This window comes from Aminipila butyrica (assembly GCF_010669305.1).
In the GTDB taxonomy this organism is placed as follows: domain Bacteria; phylum Bacillota; class Clostridia; order Peptostreptococcales; family Anaerovoracaceae; genus Aminipila; species Aminipila butyrica.
In genome coordinates this window covers 1,275,536-1,296,859 of the sequence record NZ_CP048649.1, presented here as the reverse complement: position 1 = coordinate 1,296,859, position 21,324 = coordinate 1,275,536, and the positions used below count along the sequence as shown (strand labels likewise).

Below are 21,324 nucleotides of genomic sequence, written 5' to 3'. Positions count from 1 at the left end.
ATGTCCTCTTCTTACTATTTTGCAACAGCCCCATTTATTTCATTCATAGAATGTCCGTCAGCAGCCTGGCGATCGATTCCTTAAATTTAATGACCAGTCCCCGCTGGTCGTAGAGTTCCCTCGTCAGTTCGTAGCTGGCTCTCATATCCCGCTCGAAAATCGTCTCCATTTTCGCTGCTTCCTTTTCATCAAAGAGAAAGGCGTTGGCCTCAAAATTTAATTTAAAGCTTCTGACATCAAAGTTTGCAGAACCGATCGAGACCACCTCGCCATCGGCTACCAGAGTCTTCGCATGGAGAAATCCCTGGTTGTAGATGAAAACTCGGGCTCCGGAGCGTATCATTTCCCCGGCATAAGCATAAGTCGCCCAATACACAAACATGTGATCCGGCATGCAGGGAATCATCAACCGAACCTCTACTCCAGACTGTGCCGCCATCTTTAGGGATTCCAGCATGCTGTTGTCAGGCACAAAATAAGGAGTTTGAATATAAATATTCTTCCTGGCAGAAGTGATAGCTTTCATGTAGCCCCGCTTAATCTGGGACCTGCCTTCATCGGGACCGGAGGATACAATCTGGACTCCAGTGCAGCCTTCCTTAATGATACCGCTGTAATAGGCTTCTGACAGCACAATCTCTTCTTTAGAGGCAAAGCGCCAGTCCATGATGAAACGGGCATTGAGATCCTGCACGCATCCCCCCAGCACTCGCAGGTGCGTATCCCGCCAGTAACCAAATTTTTTCTTCAGACCCAGATATTCCTTGGCGATATTGAATCCGCCGATATAACCAATCTGGCCGTCGATGACCACAATTTTCCGATGGTTTCGATAATTTAGTTTCATATTCAGGAACTTGAACTTTGGCGGAAAGAAAAAGGCCACCTGACCTCCCGCTGCCAGCAGAGCTCGAATGCCTGCCGTCCGCATGGAGATTTGTCGGCCGCCCATCGCGTCAATCAACAGCCGGACCTCCACTCCCTGTTTGGCTTTATCTACCAGGGCGTCTAACAGCTGCCTGCCCACCTGATCGTTCTTGATGATAAAATATTGAATGTTAATGGTATTACGAGCTCTTCGGATATCCTTCAGCAGCTTGTTCAGCATCTCCTTGCCGTCCGTAAAGATTCGTACCTTATTGTCCTGGGTGAAATAGGCCCGCCCGTAGACTTGGTTTAAGCGAATCAGGTCAGACCAGCATTGGGCCGCCCCTGTAGTGAAGACGTGTTCCCCCCGCTTCATCTCATCAATCTGTCGCTGGAGAGATTTGCCGATGGCCTCTTCCTCCGATCGGGTCAGCTTAAAAATTTTCTTTCTGGACAAGTTCTGGGAAAAAAAGAAGTAAAAAATAATCCCAACTCCTGGCAGCAGAAAGAGAATCATAATCCAGGCCAAGGTGGCCGACGGGTTTTTTCGTTCTAAAAATATGATGGTACATGCGATAATCATGTTCATGACGAATAGAACAGCTATCATGTTGGGGATACGGCTCAATGTTGGATAAAATAAATACAATGCAATCCCCTCCCTTATCAATCTCAATCGTTATGTTTTACGAAGCCCTTATCTGCCGCTAATGCCTGACCATCCTCCCGCAAAATCCACTGGATGAACCGCAGGTTAGCCCTCAACTGTTCCTGCTGCTCTGTCTTCAACTTTTCAGCGGCCTTAAGCTCTGCCTCACTAGGCTCTTCTGCTGGCTCTTTAGTTGAATCCTGGCTGTCAGCAGCTTCTTCGGCCGCTGCTACAGCTATCACCGCATAGGTATACGTAGTCAATGGATACTGGCCTTCACCGATGGTATCTGCATTAGGCTCTATGGAGTTGACAGCCGCTAGTTCGGTGCCTTCGCTGGTCTCCAGCTTATTCACATAGTAGTAATAAGTATATCCGATGGCGCCTTTTTCAGCTGCCACGGCTTCTGCAAGATCGGCTGTGGTGGACAGCTTCAACTTTCTGGAAGTCTTTTCCAGTTTTTCTTTGCTGAGCACGTATTTGTAAAGACCGCTCTGGCCTCCTGTATTCTCGGACCGTTGATAGGCAATAATTGGCAGGTCTTCTCCACCTAAGTCCTTCCAGTTGGTGATGGTACCATCATAGATACCCTGAATTTGAGCTAAGGTGAGATCCTTTACCGGATTGGCTTCATTTATCAAAAATACCAATCCCCCGTTTAAAATCGGCACCGATTTTAACTCCAAACCGGCTTTCTCTGCCAGTTCGTTCTCTTTATCCGTCGGTGCTTCTGTAAAGAGAATTTGCAGCTTTCCCGCTATAAGTTCCTTATAGCCGTCACTATAATTCTTAGAGCTGCAAAAAGCTTTCGCTTCCTTTTCTTCTACTTCCATGTAGGCTGCCAATGCTGGTGCAAAATATTCTCTTAAGACGCCGGTTCCGCCTATGGCTATGCCTTCTACAGGCTCTTTTTCTTCCTCTTCCGCTTTAGCCGCTTCTTCCTCTGTTTTGGCTGGCTCCCCTTCCTTCTCTTCCCCGCTGTTGAGAAAGGGCACCATAGCCATGGTCGTCTTAGCCGTATCGGCAATCTGAGAGCCAAAGCTCAACCCAACGAGTGCGCCGACACCGATTACAACCAATAAGATTGTCAGTGGAAGAAACTTCTTAATTTTCAGCGTACGGTCAATACTTTTTTGCAGGGGAGTCCGAGCCTCCAGCTCTGCCTTCCGCTGTGCTTTGGCTTCCTGCTGCCGCAGCTTCTTTTCTTGGGCCTTCATCTTGTTCGCCGCCCGCTGTTCCTTTTTCTTCTCCTTCTGCTTTGCTTTCTTTTCCTGGGCCTTTACTTTATTTGCTGCCTTTTTTGCCTTTTCCTTTTTCTTCTTTTCTTCGTCTTTTTCTCTATTTTGAACGGCCTGCTCTGCTCTTTTCACCTGACTTTCCGCCCGGCGTACCTGAGCGGCAGCGGCTCGTTCTACCTTCTGCTTGTTACGGATGGCCTTCTGTTCCGGGGTTAGCTTGCCTTTAGCCGACTTCTTCTTTTCGGAGCCGTCTCCCCCGGCAGCATCCTTGTTCCTGTTGAACATGGTGTCATCCCCCCTTTACATACTTGGCAGCCGCAAGTGTCCTATCCAGGCTGCCGGTTCCTTTTGCTGATTGATAATTGGTATTTTAGATACTATGTATTTATACACATCTTGAAACGTAAGCTCCGATAAATGTGTTTTTTCCAAGAGAATGGGCCCGAAGTTTATCAGACTTAGCACCACCACCACCAGCAGCAGAAAAATCAGCAGCTTAGATAAAAACTGTCTCCGCCTGATTCGTCGGTCAATCTTTTTCTGCATAGGCGTCCGAGCGGCCAGCTCTGCTTTTCGCTGAGCCTTTTCCACTTTTTTCTGAGCTTGCACTTCCTTCTGCTTCGCCTTTGCGGCCGCTCGCTGTTCTTTCCGCTGCTGTGCTTTTTCAATTTTCTTCTCTTCTTTTAGAAAAATTTTTTCCAGGCTTTTTTCTTTTTCCTGCTCTTTTTTCTCAGCAGCCTCTGACTTTTTCTTGGCAGCTTCTTCCGCCTTCTTGATTTTGAGATCAGCTCGGCGGATTTTTTCAGCTGCCGACTTTTTAGCCTGCTGCTTTTTCTTCATTGCACGGTCATAGGCCGCTGCATTGGCCTTCTTTCGTTTCTTTTCCTTCTGTTCTTCTTTGGGATTCCTTTTTTCAGTCTTTTCAGAGGTTTCTTCCTCTATTGTCGCATCCTTGCTATCTTTGTTCAACATCATGTTACTCCCTAAACTACAAAACTTAGATTTATCACACCTGATATGACCTGCAGCTTATTTCCGCTTCAGGGAGAAAAATACCCCTATAGCGCAGATCCCGGTAAATATCATAAAGGATATATGCATGGTCTTTATGAGCACCTGAGGTTGAGCTTCTGCCAGCGCAGTGGCGCCCATGTTGATACCGACTACAAACGTAACGATGGCCATACTGGAGGTGTGACCAATTGTCCGCATGGTGGCTAGTAGCGAAGATGCTACACTGTAATCTTTCTTGTCCACACAAGCCATAACCGCATTGGTGTTAGGCGATGAGAAGAAAGCGACCCCCACTCCAGCTACCACCAGGGCTGCTAGAATAGTCCATAGTGGGAAGCTCTCTGACAAAAAAGAGAAAAACAACAGGCAACAGGCACACAGGCCCATGCCGAAAGACGCCAGCTTGAAGGGCGAAATCCGGTCCGACAGTCTGCCTGTATAGGGGGACAGAACGGCCATGACCACCGGCTGAGCCACCAAAATCAGGCCCGCGGTCTGAGAGCTGTAACCCATGACCACCTGAAGATAGATGGACAGCAGATAGCTGATAGCAAATGTAGCGCCATAGTTCATCAGGGCTGCCATGTTAGATAAGGTATAAGACAGATTGTGGGCAAACAGCCGCAGCTCCACGATAGGCTGACGAACTCTCCATTCGTGCCGTCCAAACAGCAACGCTGATCCCAGCCCCACAGGCAGCAGAATCTTTGCCAGTACTGAAGCCGAAAAGGCCGACAGTCCGTAGAGAACGCAGACAATCATGGTGATATAAAGGAGGTTGCCCAGTAAATCGTAATCTACCTTTTCTTCCTTCTTTTCTGCCTTTGGCAGTCCCTTAGCTGCTATAACAAAGACGACAGCACTAACTGCAAAGGTCAATATAAAGATCGATCTCCAGCCAAAATAGTGGTTGAAAAGGCCTCCTAACACCGGTCCTGCCGAGAGGCCGATGTAGGTCGATGCTGTAGAATAGCCCAAGACCTTGCCCCTATCTGTTTCCGGAAAAGCACTGATCAGTACCGCGATATTTGTGCTAAAAATCATAGCAGCTCCAAACCCCTGAACAGCTCGCAGCGCAAGGATGATTTGAATATTCCAAGCAAAAGCCGCAGCCAGAGAGCACAGGGCAAAGACGAGAATGCCCATTACCAATACTTTCTTTCTGGAAGTAATATCGGCAATACGCCCAAAAGGTACCGAAAAGGCCGCAGAGGCCAACATATACGCGGTGACGGTCCAGCCCACCAGTTGGGCGCTGACCTGGAACTCCGAACCGATATCCGGCACAGACAAGTTCAGGGCACTGCCCGTAAATGTGGTTATGAAAGCGGTTACTACCACAACGATAAGAGTAGCCCGCTGTTTTTTGTTATCTATATTACTCATGTTTCTATTATGTGCTTTTCGTAAAAAATAATGATTCATTTTGACCGAATGTCAATCAATCGAAATTTCCGGTGACCGCATCGATGCCATTTTCGTCAGCCAAAGCCATGGCTTTAGCCGTCTCTTCGCCCAGCAAGTTGTCCCCAATCTGAGAATAATGCAGGTCGTCAAAGCGCATCTTGCCGTTTTCCACAGAGAATTTATCCGCAGAACGGGTGGCGATGGCAATATCTGCATTTTCATCAGCCAGTTCTTCCTGCGCCTCAGCAGATTGGGCATATATTGACCGCACCTTAATGATAAAGCCATATTGAAAGCCGTAATCTGGGCTGGTCAGGAGCTGGTGCAACTTTATGTAGTCGGCTTTGTAGATGCTTACCGCCGTATTCACATCCGATTCGCCCTGAGCCCATATGTAACTTTTAATTCGGGGCTCGTAGTGACTTAAATACGTCTCGTCGTGAAGATATCGCTGGATATTCTGCCAAACCTGATCAATGTACCGATAGGAATCGCCGGTTCCTGGCAGAAAAGTTTCAATTTTCCTGCCGCTGACTCCCGCGTTGATCAGCAAAACCTTTTTGCCTGTCAGGTCATAGAGTGTTCTGCTCATGGCCGCTTCCAGGTTTCCTCGCTGCATCGCCCCGTCTTTATCATTCATCGGGCAAATCTCCATGCCGCCGACGAGCTCACTGTAGTGGTAGGCCGTTCCCGGCTTCGTCACGGTAGCCATTTCTGGTTCTGCGTAATAATAGGAGGCGTTGCTCTGTCCGGTAATGAGGTAGATATCCAGAGGTGCCTTAATGGTCCTGGTAATCACCAGCTTTTCCTCCTGGCTGCCATCACTGGCGGTAATAGTAGCCCCTTGGTCACTGACTCCAACTACCGTTACATTGCCCAGTTCGTCCACCTTTGCCACCTGCGGATTGCTGCTGGTAAAAGTAGCAACCCCAAGAGTCTTCGGTGTAAACTTATAGCGGTCGTCATATTGCAGCTCAAAGCCCAGAGACGCATCTTTGGTAAAACGCACCGTATAATACTGGTCTGCTGTTTGAATTTTGGCCATGGCGTCCTGATAGCCGTCTGGAAAGACAGCCTGGGTCACTTGGGCTCCCTTGCAGCTCAGCTGAGGTATCCGGGGCCGTCCTTCCGGCAACCGAAGCACCAAGCTGTTTTCATCTTCAACTTGTATTTGATAGCGATTGTCGTCTACCTGAATCAGCTGGTTGATTTTACTCTCTTCTGATTGGCTGCATCCAGCTAAGAGAATGACTGTAAAAATTAAACCTAATAATCTAAAGACAAAATTTCGTGCTCTTTTGCTGCTATTCATTCCATTATTCCTTTTTTCTAGTATAAACCAATTTATATTATACCAATTTTCTACAAAACAGTAAAGGCTTTGCTTGAAAGTTCATGGGAATGAAAAAAAAGGAACTGCATGAATACAGCTCCTTTTCTGCCTCGCCAGACCAACTTATTCTTTTTAAAGGATGATGCAGATAAAGTAGTCCTTGCCCTCGTCGCTGATCTTTTGCAGGGACCGCTGTACCTTGCCCCGGATGTGTTCCGGCACATTAGATAACTTGTTCTCCATCTGCTCCGTAACCATTTCCTGGAGAGATTTTCCAAATATATTTGTCTCCCAAATTTTAGCTGGTTCACTTTCAAATTCTGTCAGCAGATACCGGACTAAGTCCTCTGACTGTTTTTCCGTGCCTACAATAGGAGATATTTCTGTGGAGATATTCGTCTTGACAATGTGCAGGGACGGGGCTTTAGCGCGCAGGCAGACGCCATATTTATTGCCCTGCTTAAAGATTTCCGGCTCATCCAGGACCATTTCCGTCAGCTTTGGCTGAACGATACCGTAGCCGCATTCCTCTACCTGAACCATCGCATCTCGCAGCTTATCATAAGCCTTCTTGGAGGAAGCAAACTCCTTGAGCAGTTCGAAGAATTGGTAATCATTTTTCACTGGCTGCTCCATGAGCTCTTCCACCACCTTGTAAAAGAGCCCGCTGACCATTTCCACCTGGACGTCGATATCCCCTGTGCCTAAATCCATATTGGTAATGGTGATACCTGATATCAGCTGACCATCTTCCAAAGTGCTGATAGATTGCTTTACCTGTTCTACATTATCTAGTTCCTTAATCCATTCCTTAATGCCGGAAATAATGGCTGACTTAATCCAGTGCTCCTGAGAGAGTCCCTCTACAAATCCTGGAAAATAAAAGTTAATTTGTGAAGCTGGGAACTGCATCAAGGCATCGTTAAGAATTTCTTTAACCGTCGCCTCATTCATCTTCGCACAGTTCACCGCCCGAACTGGTACCTGGAACCGATCTTTTATATCCTGTGTCGCCTTGCGGGCTGCCTGGCCCGTAGGCTCTGTACTGTTGACAATAACCACAAATGGCTTTTTCAGCTCTTTTAATTCGCGGATAATTCGTTCCTCCGCCCCCAAGTATGCTTCCCGGTCAATGTCGCTGATGGTGCCGTCGGTGGTCACAGCAATGCCGATGGTGGAATGGTCCCGAATGACCTTCCTCGTTCCCACTTCCGCGGCTTCTTCAAAGGGGATTTTGTTGGCACTCCAAGGGGTACTAACCATTCGAGCCTTTCCTTCTTCAACGTGTCCCATAGCTCCCGGCACCATATAGCCTACGCAATCCACCATGCGCATCTTAAAGTTCATATTGCCTTCCAGCTGAAAAGGAACAGCCTCCGCAGGCACAAATTTAGGTTCGGTGGTGGTGATAGTCCTCCCGGATCCGCTCTGAGGAAGTTCATCCTGCAACCGTTCTTTTACATAGCTGTTCTCGATGTTGGGCACCACCAAAAGGTCCATGAATCTCTTAATGAAAGTGGATTTTCCAGTGCGGACCGGCCCTACGATGCCCACGTAGATATCACCCTGCGTCCTTTCCCAGATACTTTCATATATGTTCAAATTCTCCATAAAAAATACCCCTTCCGTACAATACTGATACAATATATGAATGAGGTAACCAAGTTATTCTCTTTTTTGGTACAATGTAAAAAGGTGATTTTATGTTGATTGCTTGACTGTAGTCATGCAATATGATATGCTGTTCAAAATGAACGACGAATGTCGTGCAAAGGAGAATGACCATGGTAAATGATAATCATATTCTGGGAAAAAGCGAATGGCACATTATGGAGAAGCTCTGGGAGACAGCTCCCCGCACTTATGTCCAGCTTTGTCATGAATTAAAAGAAAATCCCGGCTGGAGCCGCAGCACGGTGCAAACGATGCTGGCACGCATGACGGAGAAAGGGCTCCTTCGTTATGAGGTTGTAGGACGGGCAAAACACTATTACCCAAATGTTGCCCGAGACGATGCAGCCATAGCCGAAACCCGTTCCCTGCTGGCACGAGCCTTTGATGGTTCTGCCAGTCTGATGATGAGCACCTTAGTGCGCAAAAAACAGCTTACCAAAGAGGAAATCGACGAACTTTACACCATCTTGCAGGAAGCGGAGGAGAAAAAATGATAGAAACCATCATTACATCTTCTGCTTTAATTCTCATGATTACCGCTCTGCGGTATCTGCTTCGGGGCAAAATTTCCTTGCGGCTGCAATATGCCTTGTGGCTGCTGGTAGCGATTCGGCTGCTCCTACCCTTTTCCCTATTTGAAAATCCAGTCAGTATGATGAATGCTTTCGCCGATTTGACAAGGGATTATCCAGCAGCCGCAGAACCGACCAATTTTATAAATAAGGCGTTATTACCTGACGATTCTCCAACAATACCAAGCGTTCAGAACGCATTAGGCGATTCAATCACTACAGCAAGCCGCGTCAACTGGGAATCTACAGCACGCTGGATCTGGCTCAGCGGTTTGACTATCAGCGGAGGCTTCTTTGCCGTCTCCAACATTCGTCTTCTTCGAAAGCTCAAACACTTAAGGAAGAAAGTAGACATGCCATCATGCCCATTGCCTGTTTATATGGCAGAAGGCCTGTCTTCCCCTTGTTTATACGGAATCAGCAAACCTGCTATTTATATCACTCCTAAGAGCTTTTCCGACAAAAAACGAACAGAATATGTGATTGCCCATGAACTGACACATTACGACCAAAAGGATCAGATCTGGTCTTTTGTCCGCATTCTCTGCTTGTGTATACACTGGTTTAATCCATTCGTGTGGATGGCGGTTGTCCTGTCCCGCAGAGATAGTGAGCTGGCCTGTGACGAGAGAACTCTTGGCAGAATCGGGCCAGAAAACCGTTTGGAATATGGCAGAATACTGATTGAGATGATGACCGCTCCGCGAAAGCCTTCTGACATTTTTTGCTGTGCCACCACGATGACTGGAGGCAATAAAGAAATAAAGGAGCGCATTATGTGCATTGCCAAACAACCGAAAACCCTTATGTTTACTTGGTGCATCGTGGTGGTGGTTGCATTGACAGCAGTGGCGCTTACCTTCGGAGGAGCGGCCAGAAAAGAACCGCTTTCTCTGGCTCAGAACAGTGACACAACAAGAGATTACGCTGTCGGCAACAGCGAAAATCAAGTGCTCCATGCACAAGATCTATGGGCCGCAAAGACACCTTATGTGGGAAATAATTCCGCAGTGGGCAAGCTGCTTCGCCTTTTGCCACTGCCAGAAGGCTTTCAACCGGATCACTTTGCCTTGCGCACAACGGGAAATGAGCGGGGCATAGAGTGGATTCTTCAAGGAGATGAAACAGCATCCTATGAACGCAGTGGATTTAACCTGGATGCGTTGATTATATTTGCCTTGATTGACAATGTAGAAGATTTATATATAACAATGCTGGATACCGAACAAGAGGAAACATCTTTTCACTACGACCGCACCTGGGTTAACGAAACAGTCGGTTGTGATGTACGGGGGTATGGGGAAAGCCCGGAAAAATTTCAGGAGCTGCTTACTCTTTTCGCAAGGGCGGACGCCTTTGCCCAATACAATATTTTCAAGATCGGAAAAAATGGGGAGGTTCTAAAGGATAACTTTCTCGCCGACCAACAGCTGGCATTAAGTATTATCGAGGATTATATGGTCAAATCCGCCCCAGGGGAAGGCGTTGATGCCTCTACCTTGGAAGGGGGCTATCTCATCCGGCAGGTATTCCCAGAAGCTGTTGAAAGCCGTGATTATTATGCCTATTTAAAAAAAGACGGTACCGCCGTCCTTCAGTCGGGTGCCCATGGCCGATACAGTATCCTATCCCCTCAGCTTTACTCACAATTAGCTCAATCAGTTGAAATGATGACCACAGATTCATGGCTTGAAAACAAGTACACGCAAAGTGCTCCGCGGCCAAGTTTCCCTGATCTGCTTTGGTTTGCACCGGATGACCAGAATGGGTACTGCGCTGCTGCTTATCAAGATGTCAGCCGCCAGCAGATGGAGCAATATCTTAAGACATTAAATCAAGCTGGTTGGCAGACAACCCGAGACTTATATAAACATACAAAACTAGGCGGCCTCTACCAAAAAGGCCGTCAAACCATCCGCATCCAATTTTACGATGAGCAAGAAGTAATCCTCTATTTTTCATTAAACCAGAATTGAATATCTCCAGAAAAAGAGATCATAAAATTATTCCAGTTGTAAATAACTAAAATCTCTTGTAACCTTTTTGGCGATTCTGCGTTTTTAGGGTGAATGAACAGGAAAGGATGAGGTGTGTGAAAAAAGATGCCTTGGACGAGGTATACCGTCTATATTCGAAACAAGTCTATCTTTACGCCTACGCTCTTTGCGGGAATGTTCACATGGCTGAAGACCTGACTGGAGACACCTTCTATAAGGCTATGCTGGCACTGGATAAGCATGTACCTAACATAAAATACTGGCTTTTACGAGTCTGCCGGAATCTGTTTTTTGACTGCTGCCGAAAAGGCCCTAAAGAAATGCTGCCTTTAGAAGAAACGGTCCTTTCCACTGGTGAAGATCCCTTGGAAATGCTACTGCAAAATGAAAAAAAGCAGCAGCTTTCTGCTGCCATGAAGGAGCTTTCCCAGTCGGATCGGGAGCTGCTGACGATGTTTTATTTTTTAGATTGCAGTATTCATCAAATTGCTGCTTTTACAGAGCGCACACCGGGCTCCATTAAAACCGCCCTGAGCCGGGCCCGCATCCGACTCAAAAATATTTTACAGGAGGACTGAATTATGCATGTATCTCGCGATCTGTTGGATCAATATAAAAAGGGAGCCGCCACTCCTGAGGAGTCCGATAGCATACGTAAAGAAATTGAAAAACATGAGGCCATCAGCGAGTTCTTAGCGGAAGAGTTCACCGAAAGTCTACCGCCCTTAGATGAATCCCACGATGTACCTTCTGCAAAAAAAATAGCTAGAAAGGTAAATGTTAAGCTTTTTTGTACCATCTTGGCGATTCTCCTATCCACTGCCGCTTTGGCAACGGCTGTCATTGCCAGCTGTAACCTCTATTTTTATAACCCTAATCGAGGAATACAGACCACCTACGGTGGTGACGGGCAGCTTGCGGTAGATATGATGGCATTCACTGAACTGCATTCGCCCGGGTACTCCACCTACTGGGCTGAGGCTTGGCAGGATGGGCTGGGCTCTTATCAGATACGCCTCCGTCAACAAAATCTGTTCGCAGGAAAAAGCGAAGATTATTCCGGGCAGATTATTCGCGGAAAGAGTTTTGGCAACAACAGCGATACGCCCAATGGCTATTGGCATTTTCCCTTGGTAAACGCTTTTGGCAGCCGGGAAGGGAAATTCGCCTATGATGAAACTGGCGAAACCGCTCTCTCTCCTACTGTACATGTGAAAGAAGATCTGGATGCTTTAGCGCAACTTCCGGATTCATGCCGTGCCGCCGTGTATGTCACGTTATCTAAGGATTTAACTCTAGAACAGTTTTCGGATTTGTATCAAAATTGGCAAGAGGATCTAGACTTTTACTATGCTGCGGTTGCCAGCAGTGATGACTATATGCCGACGACCATTGGCTTTGCTCCAGATTCATTTGGAACCATTTTAGAAAAGGACACCCTAGACGAAAAAAAGTACCCCTTCTTTCAATTGTTGGGTACTTCCTCTGATGCAGCTAATCAGGCCAGTATCTGGTCAACGCATTTTACTTCATTGCTGGCCTATCTCTCCGATCGGTCTCCATTCCTTGATGCCATGACCTCCGTAAACGGAATCAACGCCGATTACTACCAAGGGGTGTTAAACTATGTGGACAAAAAAGGCCTGAACATCTATGGACTATTAATCAGTGGAAATGTCCAAGATGTTCAAACCTTTTTAACACAGGAATCTCCTGCCGATTTTTACGTCAGCGGAGTGCGACTGTCTAATTTTCCAGATTGACAGTCACCTATCCGCTCAGCCCTTCTAAGCCTTGATTTTGAATTTGGCAGCAGCCTATCTGCGGTCAACCTTGGTTTGGAAGGGCTTTAATCTGCGCCATAACCTTCTCCATCTGAGGCAGAGCACCCAGAATCGTGTCATAGGACACACAGTAAGCCAACCGCACGTAACCTGGGCAGGCAAAAGAACTGCCCGGCACCAGAAGCACTCGCTGTTCTTTAGCCATTTGACAAAATTCAGTTTCATCTGCCAAAGGGGATTTCATAAACAGATAAAAAGCACCTTCCGGCTTCGTGCACTCATAGCCTAAATCGCTCAATCCCTGATACAGAGTTTCCCGATTCTTGTTGTAAATATTAATGTCCACCGAGGCATTAATGCACCTAGCCACCGCCAGCTGCATAATGGATGGCGCATTGACAAATCCCAAAATCCGATTGGCTGTGGTAGCCGCACTGACCACATTTTCAAAATCCGCCAACTCATCAGGGAGCACTAAGTAGCCAATCCGTTCTCCCGGCAATGACATGGATTTGCTATAGGAGTAACCCACCACCGTATTTTTGTAATACTTTGTAAGGTACGGCACAACGGCTCCATCGTAAACCAATTCTCGATAAGGTTCATCGGCAATAATGTAGATATCTGTCCCCAGTTCCTGCGCCTTCTTATTCAGAATAGCCGCAATCGCTTTGATGGTCTCTTCCGAATAAACTACGCCTGTCGGATTGTTCGGTGAATTGAGGATTAACGCTTTTGTCTTTTCTGTAATGCGCTGTTCCAGGCCCTTTAAGTCCGGCTGGAAAGTAGGCAGATTAGGCGGTACCACCACCAACTCTGCACCATAGTTAGCTGCATAGCTTCTGTATTCTCCGAAATAAGGGGCGAAAACTAAAATCTGGTCCCCTGGGTCCATCAATGTCTTCAAAATCACGTTAAGCCCGCCTGCGGCCCCTACAGTCATAAGGATATTTTTATCCGTAAACTGGGTTCCATGCAGTTTGTTTAAATGCTGGGCAATGGTGTTTCGCACATCTTCATAGCCTGCGTTATTCATATAGCCGTGGACAAAAGTAGGTTCCTCAGACTCCAGAATATCTATAACCGAATCTTTGAGCTCCTTGGGCGGAGCCACGTTCGGATTACCCAAGCTAAAATCGTAGACATTCTCCCGTCCATAAATTTTGGCCAGCCGAGCTCCCTCTTCAAACATGGCCCGAATGACAGAACTTCCTTTTACATAGCTTTCCATACTCTTTGCAATCATTTTCTCCAACCTCCTCTTTACGGGTGTACGTATTCCCTAGCTTGTTCCTGACCGTCAATCATTCTCAAAGCACCCAGGGCCAATGCTTCCATCTCGAACTCTCCTGGCACGACCTCCACCGGAGCGATAAAGCAAATTCGCTCTCGGATTTTTTCCACCAGTTCTTCCGAATAGACCATGCCTCCGGTGAGGATGATGCAATCGTATTTACCGCTCAATACTGGTGCCAACTGCCCCACTGCTTTGGCAATCTGATAGACCTCCGCCTCCAGCAAATCTGCCGCCAGCTTGTCGCCGTTTTGACTCATATCCAGTACTTCCCGCAAATCCTGAGTGCCCAGATAGGCTTTCAGCCCTCCTTTGCCTCGAAACTTGCGAATCATCTCTTGCCGGGTGTACTGGCCAGAATAGCACAAATCTACCAGTTCCAGTGCCGGAATGGTCCCTGCCCGTTCTGGAGAAAACGGCGCTTCATCATCTCGGATGCAGTCCACAATCTTCCCTTTATGATGGACACTGAGGCTGATTCCGCCCCCTAAATGCGCCACCAAAATGTTCATATCCTCATACCGCTTGGCATACTTCACTGCAACTTTCCGTGATACAGCCCGCATATTCAGCACATGGCAAAAACTTTTTCGGCTGACCTCTGGCATGCCAGTAAACCGAGCTACCTGCTCCATCTCATCAGACGTTACTGCATCATAAATGTAGGCAGGAATCCCCATAGGTGCTGCGATATCTCGTGCCAGCAAGGCCCCCAGGTTGGAGGCGTGAGGAGAAGCCAGCCCTTCCCGAAGGGTATTCACCATGGCCTCGTTGGCTACATACCCGCCCGCCTTCATGTTCGGCATCATGCCGCCTCGGCCGACCACTGCCGACAGCTCCTGCAAGTCTACATTGGCCTCCCTCAGGGCTTCCAGAATCAGTTTCTTTCGAAATTCAAACTGGTCTAAAATCTCCTCAAAAGGCTCCAGCTCCTTAGCTGTATGGGGCAGGGACCGTTCAAATATTCTGGCCTCATTCTCATAGAGCGCCAGCTTCGTGGATGTGGACCCAGGATTAATAGCCAAAATTTTGTAACTCATACGCTTCTCCTTCCACCTATTCCTCTCGCTTATTTACCGGGCTACTGCCGCCGCCAAAGCTAAGGAATAAAACTTCTCCTCCGAGCTAGCTCCTCTGGATACCAGCACGATAGGGACCTTCGCCCCTACGATAACTCCGGCCATCCGGGCCCCTGCATGATACATCAGGGCCTTAGCCAGAATATTGCCGGCAGCCATGTCCGGCACCAGAAGAATATCGGTATCGCCGGTAATCGGGCTGCCATAGCCCTTGATTCTGGCCGCTTCTTCGCTAATCATCAAGTCATAGGAAATAGGCCCCTCCACTAAACAATCCGTTAACAGGCCTTCCTGATTCATCCGTTTCAGCTCCGCTCCGTCAGTGGATTCTTTTAACTTGGGATTCACCACTTCTGCCGCTGCTAAAGCAGCCACTTTCACCGTGTCATAGCCCAAATTTTTTAGTAGCTTAACCGCATTTTCTACAATCCGCACCTTTTGCTGCAAGTCGGGATGGGGCAGCATGCCTCCATCGGTAATAACCAAGAGCTTAGAGCAACCGGGCACTTCAAAGAGCCCTACGTGGGACATAACCTCCGAATCCTTCAACCCGTGCTCCCGATGAACCACCTGTTTCAGCAAATCCGCGGTCTGAAGCTTTCCCTTCATCAGAAAGTCAGCCTGACCTTCACGAATCAGCTCTACCGCTCTTTTGGCAGATTCCTGCTCATCCCTGATATCGATGATGTCGGATACCGGGAAAGAAAATCCTTCCCTTTCCATGATTTCAATGATTTCCTGACGATCCCCTATTAAAACGGGTTCCACCAAGCCCTGTTCGAAGGCCCGATAAACACCCTCCAAGGTGTGCTCATCGTGAGCCCCTGCCACTGCCACTTTTTTCTTTTGTGGCCTCTCCTGAACCAGTTGAATCAACTCATTAAAGTCTTTCATCTCATCCTCACCGCCTCTGTTGGCCTTATGGCCTTATATGGTTCGACCTATCCAGCTACAGGTTGTATCCTGCATCAAAAGCCTTTAGATTCAGCTCGATAAAACTTTCCTTTACACTGCTGGCTACAGCTTTCTTCCAGTCTACCCCTTCCACGTTCATGGCCCGGACTAAGGCCCCCAGCAGAACAATGTTCATGGCTTTGCTATTGCCCAGGCTCTGGGCAATTTCTGCCGCCTTTACTGCCAGCACGGAAGCCTTGGCAGACAACTCCTCCAGAATTTCTGTCGGATATTCTGCCTGACCCATGAGGATAGGCACCGATGGAATCTCAAAGTCATTAATTACCATCTTTCCCCCATCCCGCAGGTATTCAATCCACCGCAAAGCTTCCATCTTTTCAAAAGCCACAATTACGTCGGCTTCCCCCTTGCCTACAATCGGGGAATACACCTTCTTGCCGTAGCGAATCTGCGTACTAACGTTGCCGCCCCGCTGAGACATGCCGTGGATCTCTGACATTTTCACATCATATCCAGCCTCTACCAAGCCTTCTGAGAGAATCTTACTGGCCAGGATGGTGCCCTGACCTCCTACGCCTACCAATAAAATATTCTTTACGTCACTCATGCCTACACCTCCTCAATAGCCTGGAAAGGACAGACCTGCTTGCATACCGTGCAACCGGTACAGGTTGCCGGGTCGATTTCCACCCGTTCGCCCGAATGGATAGCCGGGCAGCCTACGCCTACACACATTCTGCACTTTCGGCACTTCTCCTGATCGATGGCGCATTTTTTCGGTGATAAGTCGAATTCCTCTTTATCCTGAGGACTAAACTTTTTCAGGATGCAAGGCCATCTGGTGATAACCACCGTTGGTTCGTCCTTGGCCATGGCCTCATCCAGAACCTTACTTACCTCATTCAGCTTGTTTGGATTCACTATGTACAGGTTCTCATCCTTCACGCCGATGGCCTGACACAGCTTAGGAATGTCTACCTCCACAGCAGATTCACCCATAAGGGTATAGCCAGTGCCTGGATTCTCCTGATGCCCAGTCATACCAGTTATGCGGTTATCTAAAATCACCGTCGTGTTGCAGCCCTTATTATAGACGGCATCCATCAGGCTGTTAATGCCAGAATGGAAAAAGGTGGAATCACCAATGACGGACACCACGCGCAGGTCCTCGTTACCCGCTTTCTTTAAAGCCTGAGCTGCTCCATGGCCGGAACTGATGCTGCCTCCCATGCAGAAACAAGTATCTATGGCCGAAAGAGGAGGTGCCGATCCCAAGGTGTAGCAACCGATATCTCCGGTAATCATAACCTTTTTCTTCTTGCTCAAGGCGTAAAAGAACCCGCGGTGAGGACACCCGGCACACAGTGTAGGCGGCCTAACTACCGCTTCCTTGCCTGCCTGAATACCTTGTGCTTCCTTGCCGAACACGGCTTGGCGCACGATATCTGGATTCAGCTCGTCGTATTCCGGAATGACCTCCTTGCCGATACAGGCAATGCCCGCCATCTTCAAGTGGTTTTCCAGATATGGATCCATCTCCTCAATGACATAGACCGTTTTTACTTTGCCAGCAAATTCCCGAAGCAAATCCATCGGCACAGGGAAGGTCATCCCCAGCTTTAAATAAGAGGCCTCTTCTCCAAAAACTTCTCGGGCGTACTGGTAGGAAACACCAGAAGTAATGACACCTATTTCTGTGCCGTTATACTCAGGCTGATTAATTGGCGTCGTATTGGCATAGTCTTCCATGTCCTTCAGACGCTGAACCATATTTTTTCTCATGACTTTTCCGTTAGCAGGCGTGGCTACGAACTTTTTAATCTTCTTCTCATACGGAATAACCGGCATGTTCACCCGGTCCCCGAGCTCTACCAGACCCTTGCTGTGACAAACCCTCGTAGTCATCCGCAGCAACACCGGGGTATCAAACTGTTCAGACAGCTCCAATCCCAGCTTCATAAAATCCTTGGCCTCCTGGCTGTCAGAAGGCTCCAGCATCAACACTCTAGCTGCCGCCGCATAATTGCGGTTATCTTGCTCGTTCTGGGAACTGTGCATCCCGGGATCGTCTGCTGAAACCAATACACATCCGCCGGTCACCCCCGTATAGGCAAAGGTAAACAGCGGGTCTGCCGCCACATTGACACCTACATGTTTCATGGCCGCCATCGATCGGACCCCCGCCACCGAAGCGCCGATGGCCGCCTCCAAGGCTACCTTCTCGTTAGGGGCCCACTCACAGTAGATATCTTCTTTGTACGCCACGATGTTTTCCAGAATCTCTGTGCTGGGTGTTCCCGGATAGGCGGATGCAAAGACAGTCCCGCCTTCATAGGCTCCTCTTGCCACCGCCTCATTTCCCGTCATAATGGTTTTCATAATCAGCCTCCTTTTCGTCTTTCCATATGGTCAGCTCTCCATGATGCCTTTTAAGTTAAATTGTTTTCCTTCTGTTATGTGAACCGGAACGATCTGTCCAACCAGCTCTTGGTCTCCTGGAAAGTTGACCAGCTTGGCTGATTCCGTTCGTCCGGCTAACAGGCCCTCACCTTTCTTGCTTTTGCTAATACCCTCTACCAGCACCTGCTGAATTGTATGCTCATAGGTCTGGTTAATCTCGCCCGAGATTTGGTTAATTCGCTCCAGCAGCCGATTAAACCGCTGATGCTTCACCTCTTCCGGCACTTGATCCTCATAATCTTCCGCCGGAGTACCCTTTCTTATGGAATAAATAAAGGTAAAGGCGGAATCATACCGCACCTGTTCTACCAAATCCATCGTATCCTGGAAATCTTCCTCGGTCTCTCCGGGAAAGCCCACAATCAGGTCGGTAGTAATGGCTATGTGGGGCGCAGCAAGCCTCAGCTTTTCAATTAGGGTCAAATAGTCTGCCCTCGTATATTTTCGATTCATCCGCTTCAGTACCCGATCACTGCCAGACTGAACTGGCAGGTGAATGGCGTTGCAAAGCTTAGAACAGTCCTTGAATGCTTGAATCAGTTTGTCGGATAAGTCTTTGGGATGAGAAGTCATAAAGCGGATTCGCTCCAGCCCTTCTACATCGTTTAAAGCATAAATCAAATCGGCAAAGTCCATGCCTCCCTCCCCCGCCCAGTAGCCCTCTTCGTGGTGACTGATTCCGTAAGAGTTCACGTTTTGCCCCAGCAAGGTAATTTCCTTAACGCCGGTGGCGGTCAGCTCCTTTACTTCCCGAATGATTTCTTCCGGCTGCCTGCTCCGTTCTCGTCCTCTGGTATAAGGAACAATACAGTAGGTGCAGAAATTGTTGCAGCCATACATGATATTCACCAAGGCCTTATAATCATACAGCCGCTTGACTGGCAAACCTTCCACAATGGCGCCACCCTCTTGCCAAACATCCACAATCTTTTGTCTCTCTCCAATAACGTTATCCAATAACCGAGGGAACTCGTGAATGTTATGAGTGCCGAAGACCAGGTCTACCCAAGGATATTTGGTCTTCACTTCGTCGATAACGTGCTGCTGCTGCATCATACAGCCGCATACACAGGCCACAAACCCAGGATTTCGCTCCTTTATCTTTTTCAGTTGGCCCAGGGTGCCGAAAAACCGTTTATCCGCATTGTCCCGCACACTGCAAGTATTGATGATGACCAAATCAGCCTGCTCTTTGTCTATTTCTGCTGCAAATCCTTTTTCATTGAGCATGCCGGCCATGGTCTCCGAATCATGCTCGTTCATCTGACAGCCAAAGGTAATAATGTGATACCTTAGCGTCTGTCCGTCTGTTCTGTTTTCTATGTTCAAAACTAATCCTCCGCAGCAATCTTTTCATTGCTGATATCAGTAAATCTCGCTTTTTTTATCCCGGGTCATCAGATTGTTTACCGCATCTCGGGCATTGATCTGATTGTTGATAACGGCATAAATACCTTCCGTAATAGGCATTTCCACCCCTTCTCGCTTGGCCAGCTGATAAGCGGCCTCCGTGGTGTACATCCCTTCTACCACCATCCCCACCTTCTCCGTAGCTTCTTTAGGGTTCATGCCCTCGCCAATCATAATGCCGCAACGGCGGTTACGAGAGTGCATACTGGTACAGGTAACCACCAGGTCACCGATGCCCGTTAATCCCGCAAAGGTATGAGCGTCAGCTCCCAGCTTGACACCTAACCGGGTAATCTCGGCTATGCCTCTGGTCATCATGGCCGCCTTAGCATTATCGCCGTAGCCCATGCCATCAGATATGCCAGCACCTAAAGCAATGATATTCTTCAATGCTCCTCCCAACTCGACACCGATCACATCGCTGTTGGTATACACTCGAAATTTATCTGTCATAAAAACATCCTGAACGTGTTCTGCCAGTTTAATATCTGCTGAAGCTACCACTACGGTAGTAGGAATACCCAGGCCTACCTCTTCTGCATGAGAAGGGCCCGACAAGGTCACATACTTCATGTTGACCATCTTGTCCCGAGCGATTTCCGACATACGCTTCAACGTTTTTTGTTCAATCCCTTTGGCTACATTGACCACAATCATATCCTGACTGATATACGGCAGTGCGCTGTCTAACGCACTGCGGAAATGTTGAGCGGGCGCGGAAAAAACCACCATATCAGCATCCGCCATGGCCGCTTTCACCGTATCCACCGGCTGTAAATTGCTGTCAAAGGCAATCCCCGGCAGATATTTGACATTTTCCCGATCAGCCTTCAACTGCTCCAGGTGTTGACTGTTCACGTCCCAGATTCGGACCAAATGGCCTTTTCTGCTGAGAGTCACGGCTAAAGCGGTGCCCCAACTTCCTGCTCCGATGACAGCTATTTTCTTAACATTCATATGTGAGCCTCCTACTTTTTAAAACTGATTTTTGATTCTTCTCCCTTGACCAGTCGAGAAATATTGACGTTATGCTTATAAAGCACAATCAGTGCCATAAGCAAACCCCAGCCTAAATAAGTGGGGTCATAATAATTTACAATCAAAGGAAATGCGACAGCGGCTACGACAGAGCCTAAAGAAACAAAACGACTGACAGCTACCACCACCACTACAATGGCCAGCTCTGCCAATCCTAAGAGGGGAGACACCGCCATCAGCACACCGAAGGCGGTAGCTACGCCTTTTCCCCCTTTAAATCCAAAGGCCATGGGCCATATGTGACCGCAGAACACGGCCAGTCCGCAGACCATGACCATATAAGGCCCTAACTTCGGCTCTAAAAAGTAGGCGGCTGCCAGCTTACCTAAAAGCACTGCAAAAACGCCCTTGAGCACATCGATGAGCAGCGTAGCTGCGGCAGCTTTCTTGCCCAAAACCCGGAGCACGTTGGTCGTACCCGCGTTGCCGCTGCCTTCTGACTTGATGTCAACGCCGTAAAGTCTACCGATGAGAATCGCCGGCGAAATATTCCCCATAAAATAGGCGATGACCGCCCCTACGCCCAGGATGGCGATGGCCATTCCTTCATTTGAAGTAAACATGTTGGTTTCCTCTCACTTCTTCTTTAGCCA

General features: G+C 48.1%; 18 protein-coding genes. 4 read left to right on the top strand and 14 right to left on the bottom strand.

The window, feature by feature from the left end:
• Nucleotides 1-43 precede the first annotated feature (43 nt).
• The 6 genes from cls to spoIVA all read right to left on the bottom strand — a co-directional run bounded on the left by cls (nt 44) and on the right by spoIVA (nt 8,119).
• A complete protein-coding gene (gene cls / locus Ami103574_RS06265) occupies nt 44-1,516 on the bottom strand; it encodes a cardiolipin synthase (protein ID WP_246213208.1) in 1,473 nt (490 codons plus the stop codon).
• A 23-nt stretch (nt 1,517-1,539) separates the two neighbouring features.
• Nucleotides 1,540-2,514 carry a PstS family phosphate ABC transporter substrate-binding protein gene (locus Ami103574_RS06260; protein WP_408609105.1) on the bottom strand — a complete coding sequence of 325 codons (975 nt, stop codon included), beginning with the start codon at nt 2,512-2,514 and terminating at the stop codon, nt 1,540-1,542.
• A gap of 540 nt (nt 2,515-3,054) precedes the next feature.
• On the bottom strand, nt 3,055-3,729 hold the full coding sequence (locus Ami103574_RS06255; RefSeq protein WP_163065812.1) for a hypothetical protein: 675 nt from the start codon (nt 3,727-3,729) through the stop codon (nt 3,055-3,057).
• 54 nt (nt 3,730-3,783) lie between these two features.
• Nucleotides 3,784-5,154: an MFS transporter gene (locus Ami103574_RS06250; RefSeq protein WP_246213207.1), complete on the bottom strand. Its 1,371-nt coding sequence runs from the start codon at nt 5,152-5,154 to the stop codon at nt 3,784-3,786.
• Nucleotides 5,155-5,209: 55 nt separating this feature from the next.
• Nucleotides 5,210-6,487, bottom strand: a complete 1,278-nt coding sequence (locus Ami103574_RS06245; protein ID WP_163065811.1) for a sialate O-acetylesterase — start codon at nt 6,485-6,487, stop codon at nt 5,210-5,212.
• A gap of 153 nt (nt 6,488-6,640) precedes the next feature.
• Nucleotides 6,641-8,119 carry a stage IV sporulation protein A gene (gene spoIVA / locus Ami103574_RS06240; protein WP_163065810.1) on the bottom strand — a complete coding sequence of 493 codons (1,479 nt, stop codon included), beginning with the start codon at nt 8,117-8,119 and terminating at the stop codon, nt 6,641-6,643.
• A gap of 173 nt (nt 8,120-8,292) precedes the next feature.
• Here spoIVA and Ami103574_RS06235 point away from each other — a divergent pair, with 173 nt between their 5' ends.
• The 4 genes from Ami103574_RS06235 to Ami103574_RS06220 all read left to right on the top strand — a co-directional run bounded on the left by Ami103574_RS06235 (nt 8,293) and on the right by Ami103574_RS06220 (nt 12,514).
• Nucleotides 8,293-8,676 carry a BlaI/MecI/CopY family transcriptional regulator gene (locus Ami103574_RS06235; RefSeq protein WP_163065809.1) on the top strand — a complete coding sequence of 128 codons (384 nt, stop codon included), beginning with the start codon at nt 8,293-8,295 and terminating at the stop codon, nt 8,674-8,676.
• Nucleotides 8,673-10,730 carry a M56 family metallopeptidase gene (locus Ami103574_RS06230; protein ID WP_163065808.1) on the top strand — a complete coding sequence of 686 codons (2,058 nt, stop codon included), beginning with the start codon at nt 8,673-8,675 and terminating at the stop codon, nt 10,728-10,730. Before Ami103574_RS06235 ends, Ami103574_RS06230 begins: the two co-directional genes overlap by 4 nt.
• A 116-nt stretch (nt 10,731-10,846) precedes the next feature.
• Entirely contained in the window at nt 10,847-11,329 is a 483-nt protein-coding gene (locus Ami103574_RS06225) for an RNA polymerase sigma factor (RefSeq protein WP_163065807.1), read from the top strand.
• Between the two features lie 3 nt (nt 11,330-11,332).
• The gene (locus tag Ami103574_RS06220) at nt 11,333-12,514 is read left to right on the top strand and encodes an anti sigma factor C-terminal domain-containing protein (protein ID WP_163065806.1); all 1,182 of its coding nucleotides are present in this window, start codon (nt 11,333-11,335) and stop codon (nt 12,512-12,514) included.
• A 64-nt stretch (nt 12,515-12,578) separates the two neighbouring features.
• Here the strand turns inward: Ami103574_RS06220 and Ami103574_RS06215 are convergent, their stop codons facing one another.
• Genes Ami103574_RS06215 through plsY form a run of 8 tightly spaced genes read right to left on the bottom strand, consistent with a single transcriptional unit; the run spans nt 12,579 to nt 21,294 of the window.
• The gene (locus Ami103574_RS06215; RefSeq protein ID WP_163065805.1) at nt 12,579-13,781 is read right to left on the bottom strand and encodes a pyridoxal phosphate-dependent aminotransferase; all 1,203 of its coding nucleotides are present in this window, start codon (nt 13,779-13,781) and stop codon (nt 12,579-12,581) included.
• A gap of 17 nt (nt 13,782-13,798) precedes the next feature.
• Nucleotides 13,799-14,869 (bottom strand): butyrate kinase, encoded by a 1,071-nt coding sequence (gene buk / locus Ami103574_RS06210; RefSeq protein ID WP_163065804.1) that lies wholly within the window; start codon nt 14,867-14,869, stop codon nt 13,799-13,801.
• A 33-nt stretch (nt 14,870-14,902) separates the two neighbouring features.
• The gene (locus tag Ami103574_RS06205; protein ID WP_163065803.1) at nt 14,903-15,802 is read right to left on the bottom strand and encodes a bifunctional enoyl-CoA hydratase/phosphate acetyltransferase; all 900 of its coding nucleotides are present in this window, start codon (nt 15,800-15,802) and stop codon (nt 14,903-14,905) included.
• A gap of 55 nt (nt 15,803-15,857) precedes the next feature.
• On the bottom strand, nt 15,858-16,430 hold the full coding sequence (locus Ami103574_RS06200) for an indolepyruvate oxidoreductase subunit beta (RefSeq protein ID WP_163065802.1): 573 nt from the start codon (nt 16,428-16,430) through the stop codon (nt 15,858-15,860).
• Between the two features lie 2 nt (nt 16,431-16,432).
• Nucleotides 16,433-18,202 (bottom strand): indolepyruvate ferredoxin oxidoreductase subunit alpha, encoded by a 1,770-nt coding sequence (iorA, locus tag Ami103574_RS06195; RefSeq protein ID WP_163065801.1) that lies wholly within the window; start codon nt 18,200-18,202, stop codon nt 16,433-16,435.
• Nucleotides 18,203-18,232: 30 nt separating this feature from the next.
• Nucleotides 18,233-19,612 (bottom strand): tRNA (N6-isopentenyl adenosine(37)-C2)-methylthiotransferase MiaB, encoded by a 1,380-nt coding sequence (miaB, locus tag Ami103574_RS06190; protein ID WP_330587224.1) that lies wholly within the window; start codon nt 19,610-19,612, stop codon nt 18,233-18,235.
• Nucleotides 19,613-19,648: 36 nt separating this feature from the next.
• Nucleotides 19,649-20,650 (bottom strand): NAD(P)H-dependent glycerol-3-phosphate dehydrogenase, encoded by a 1,002-nt coding sequence (locus Ami103574_RS06185; protein WP_163065800.1) that lies wholly within the window; start codon nt 20,648-20,650, stop codon nt 19,649-19,651.
• A gap of 11 nt (nt 20,651-20,661) precedes the next feature.
• Nucleotides 20,662-21,294, bottom strand: coding sequence for a glycerol-3-phosphate 1-O-acyltransferase PlsY (gene plsY / locus Ami103574_RS06180; protein ID WP_207710526.1), 633 nt, complete (start codon nt 21,292-21,294; stop codon nt 20,662-20,664).
• Nucleotides 21,295-21,324: the final 30 nt, after the last annotated feature.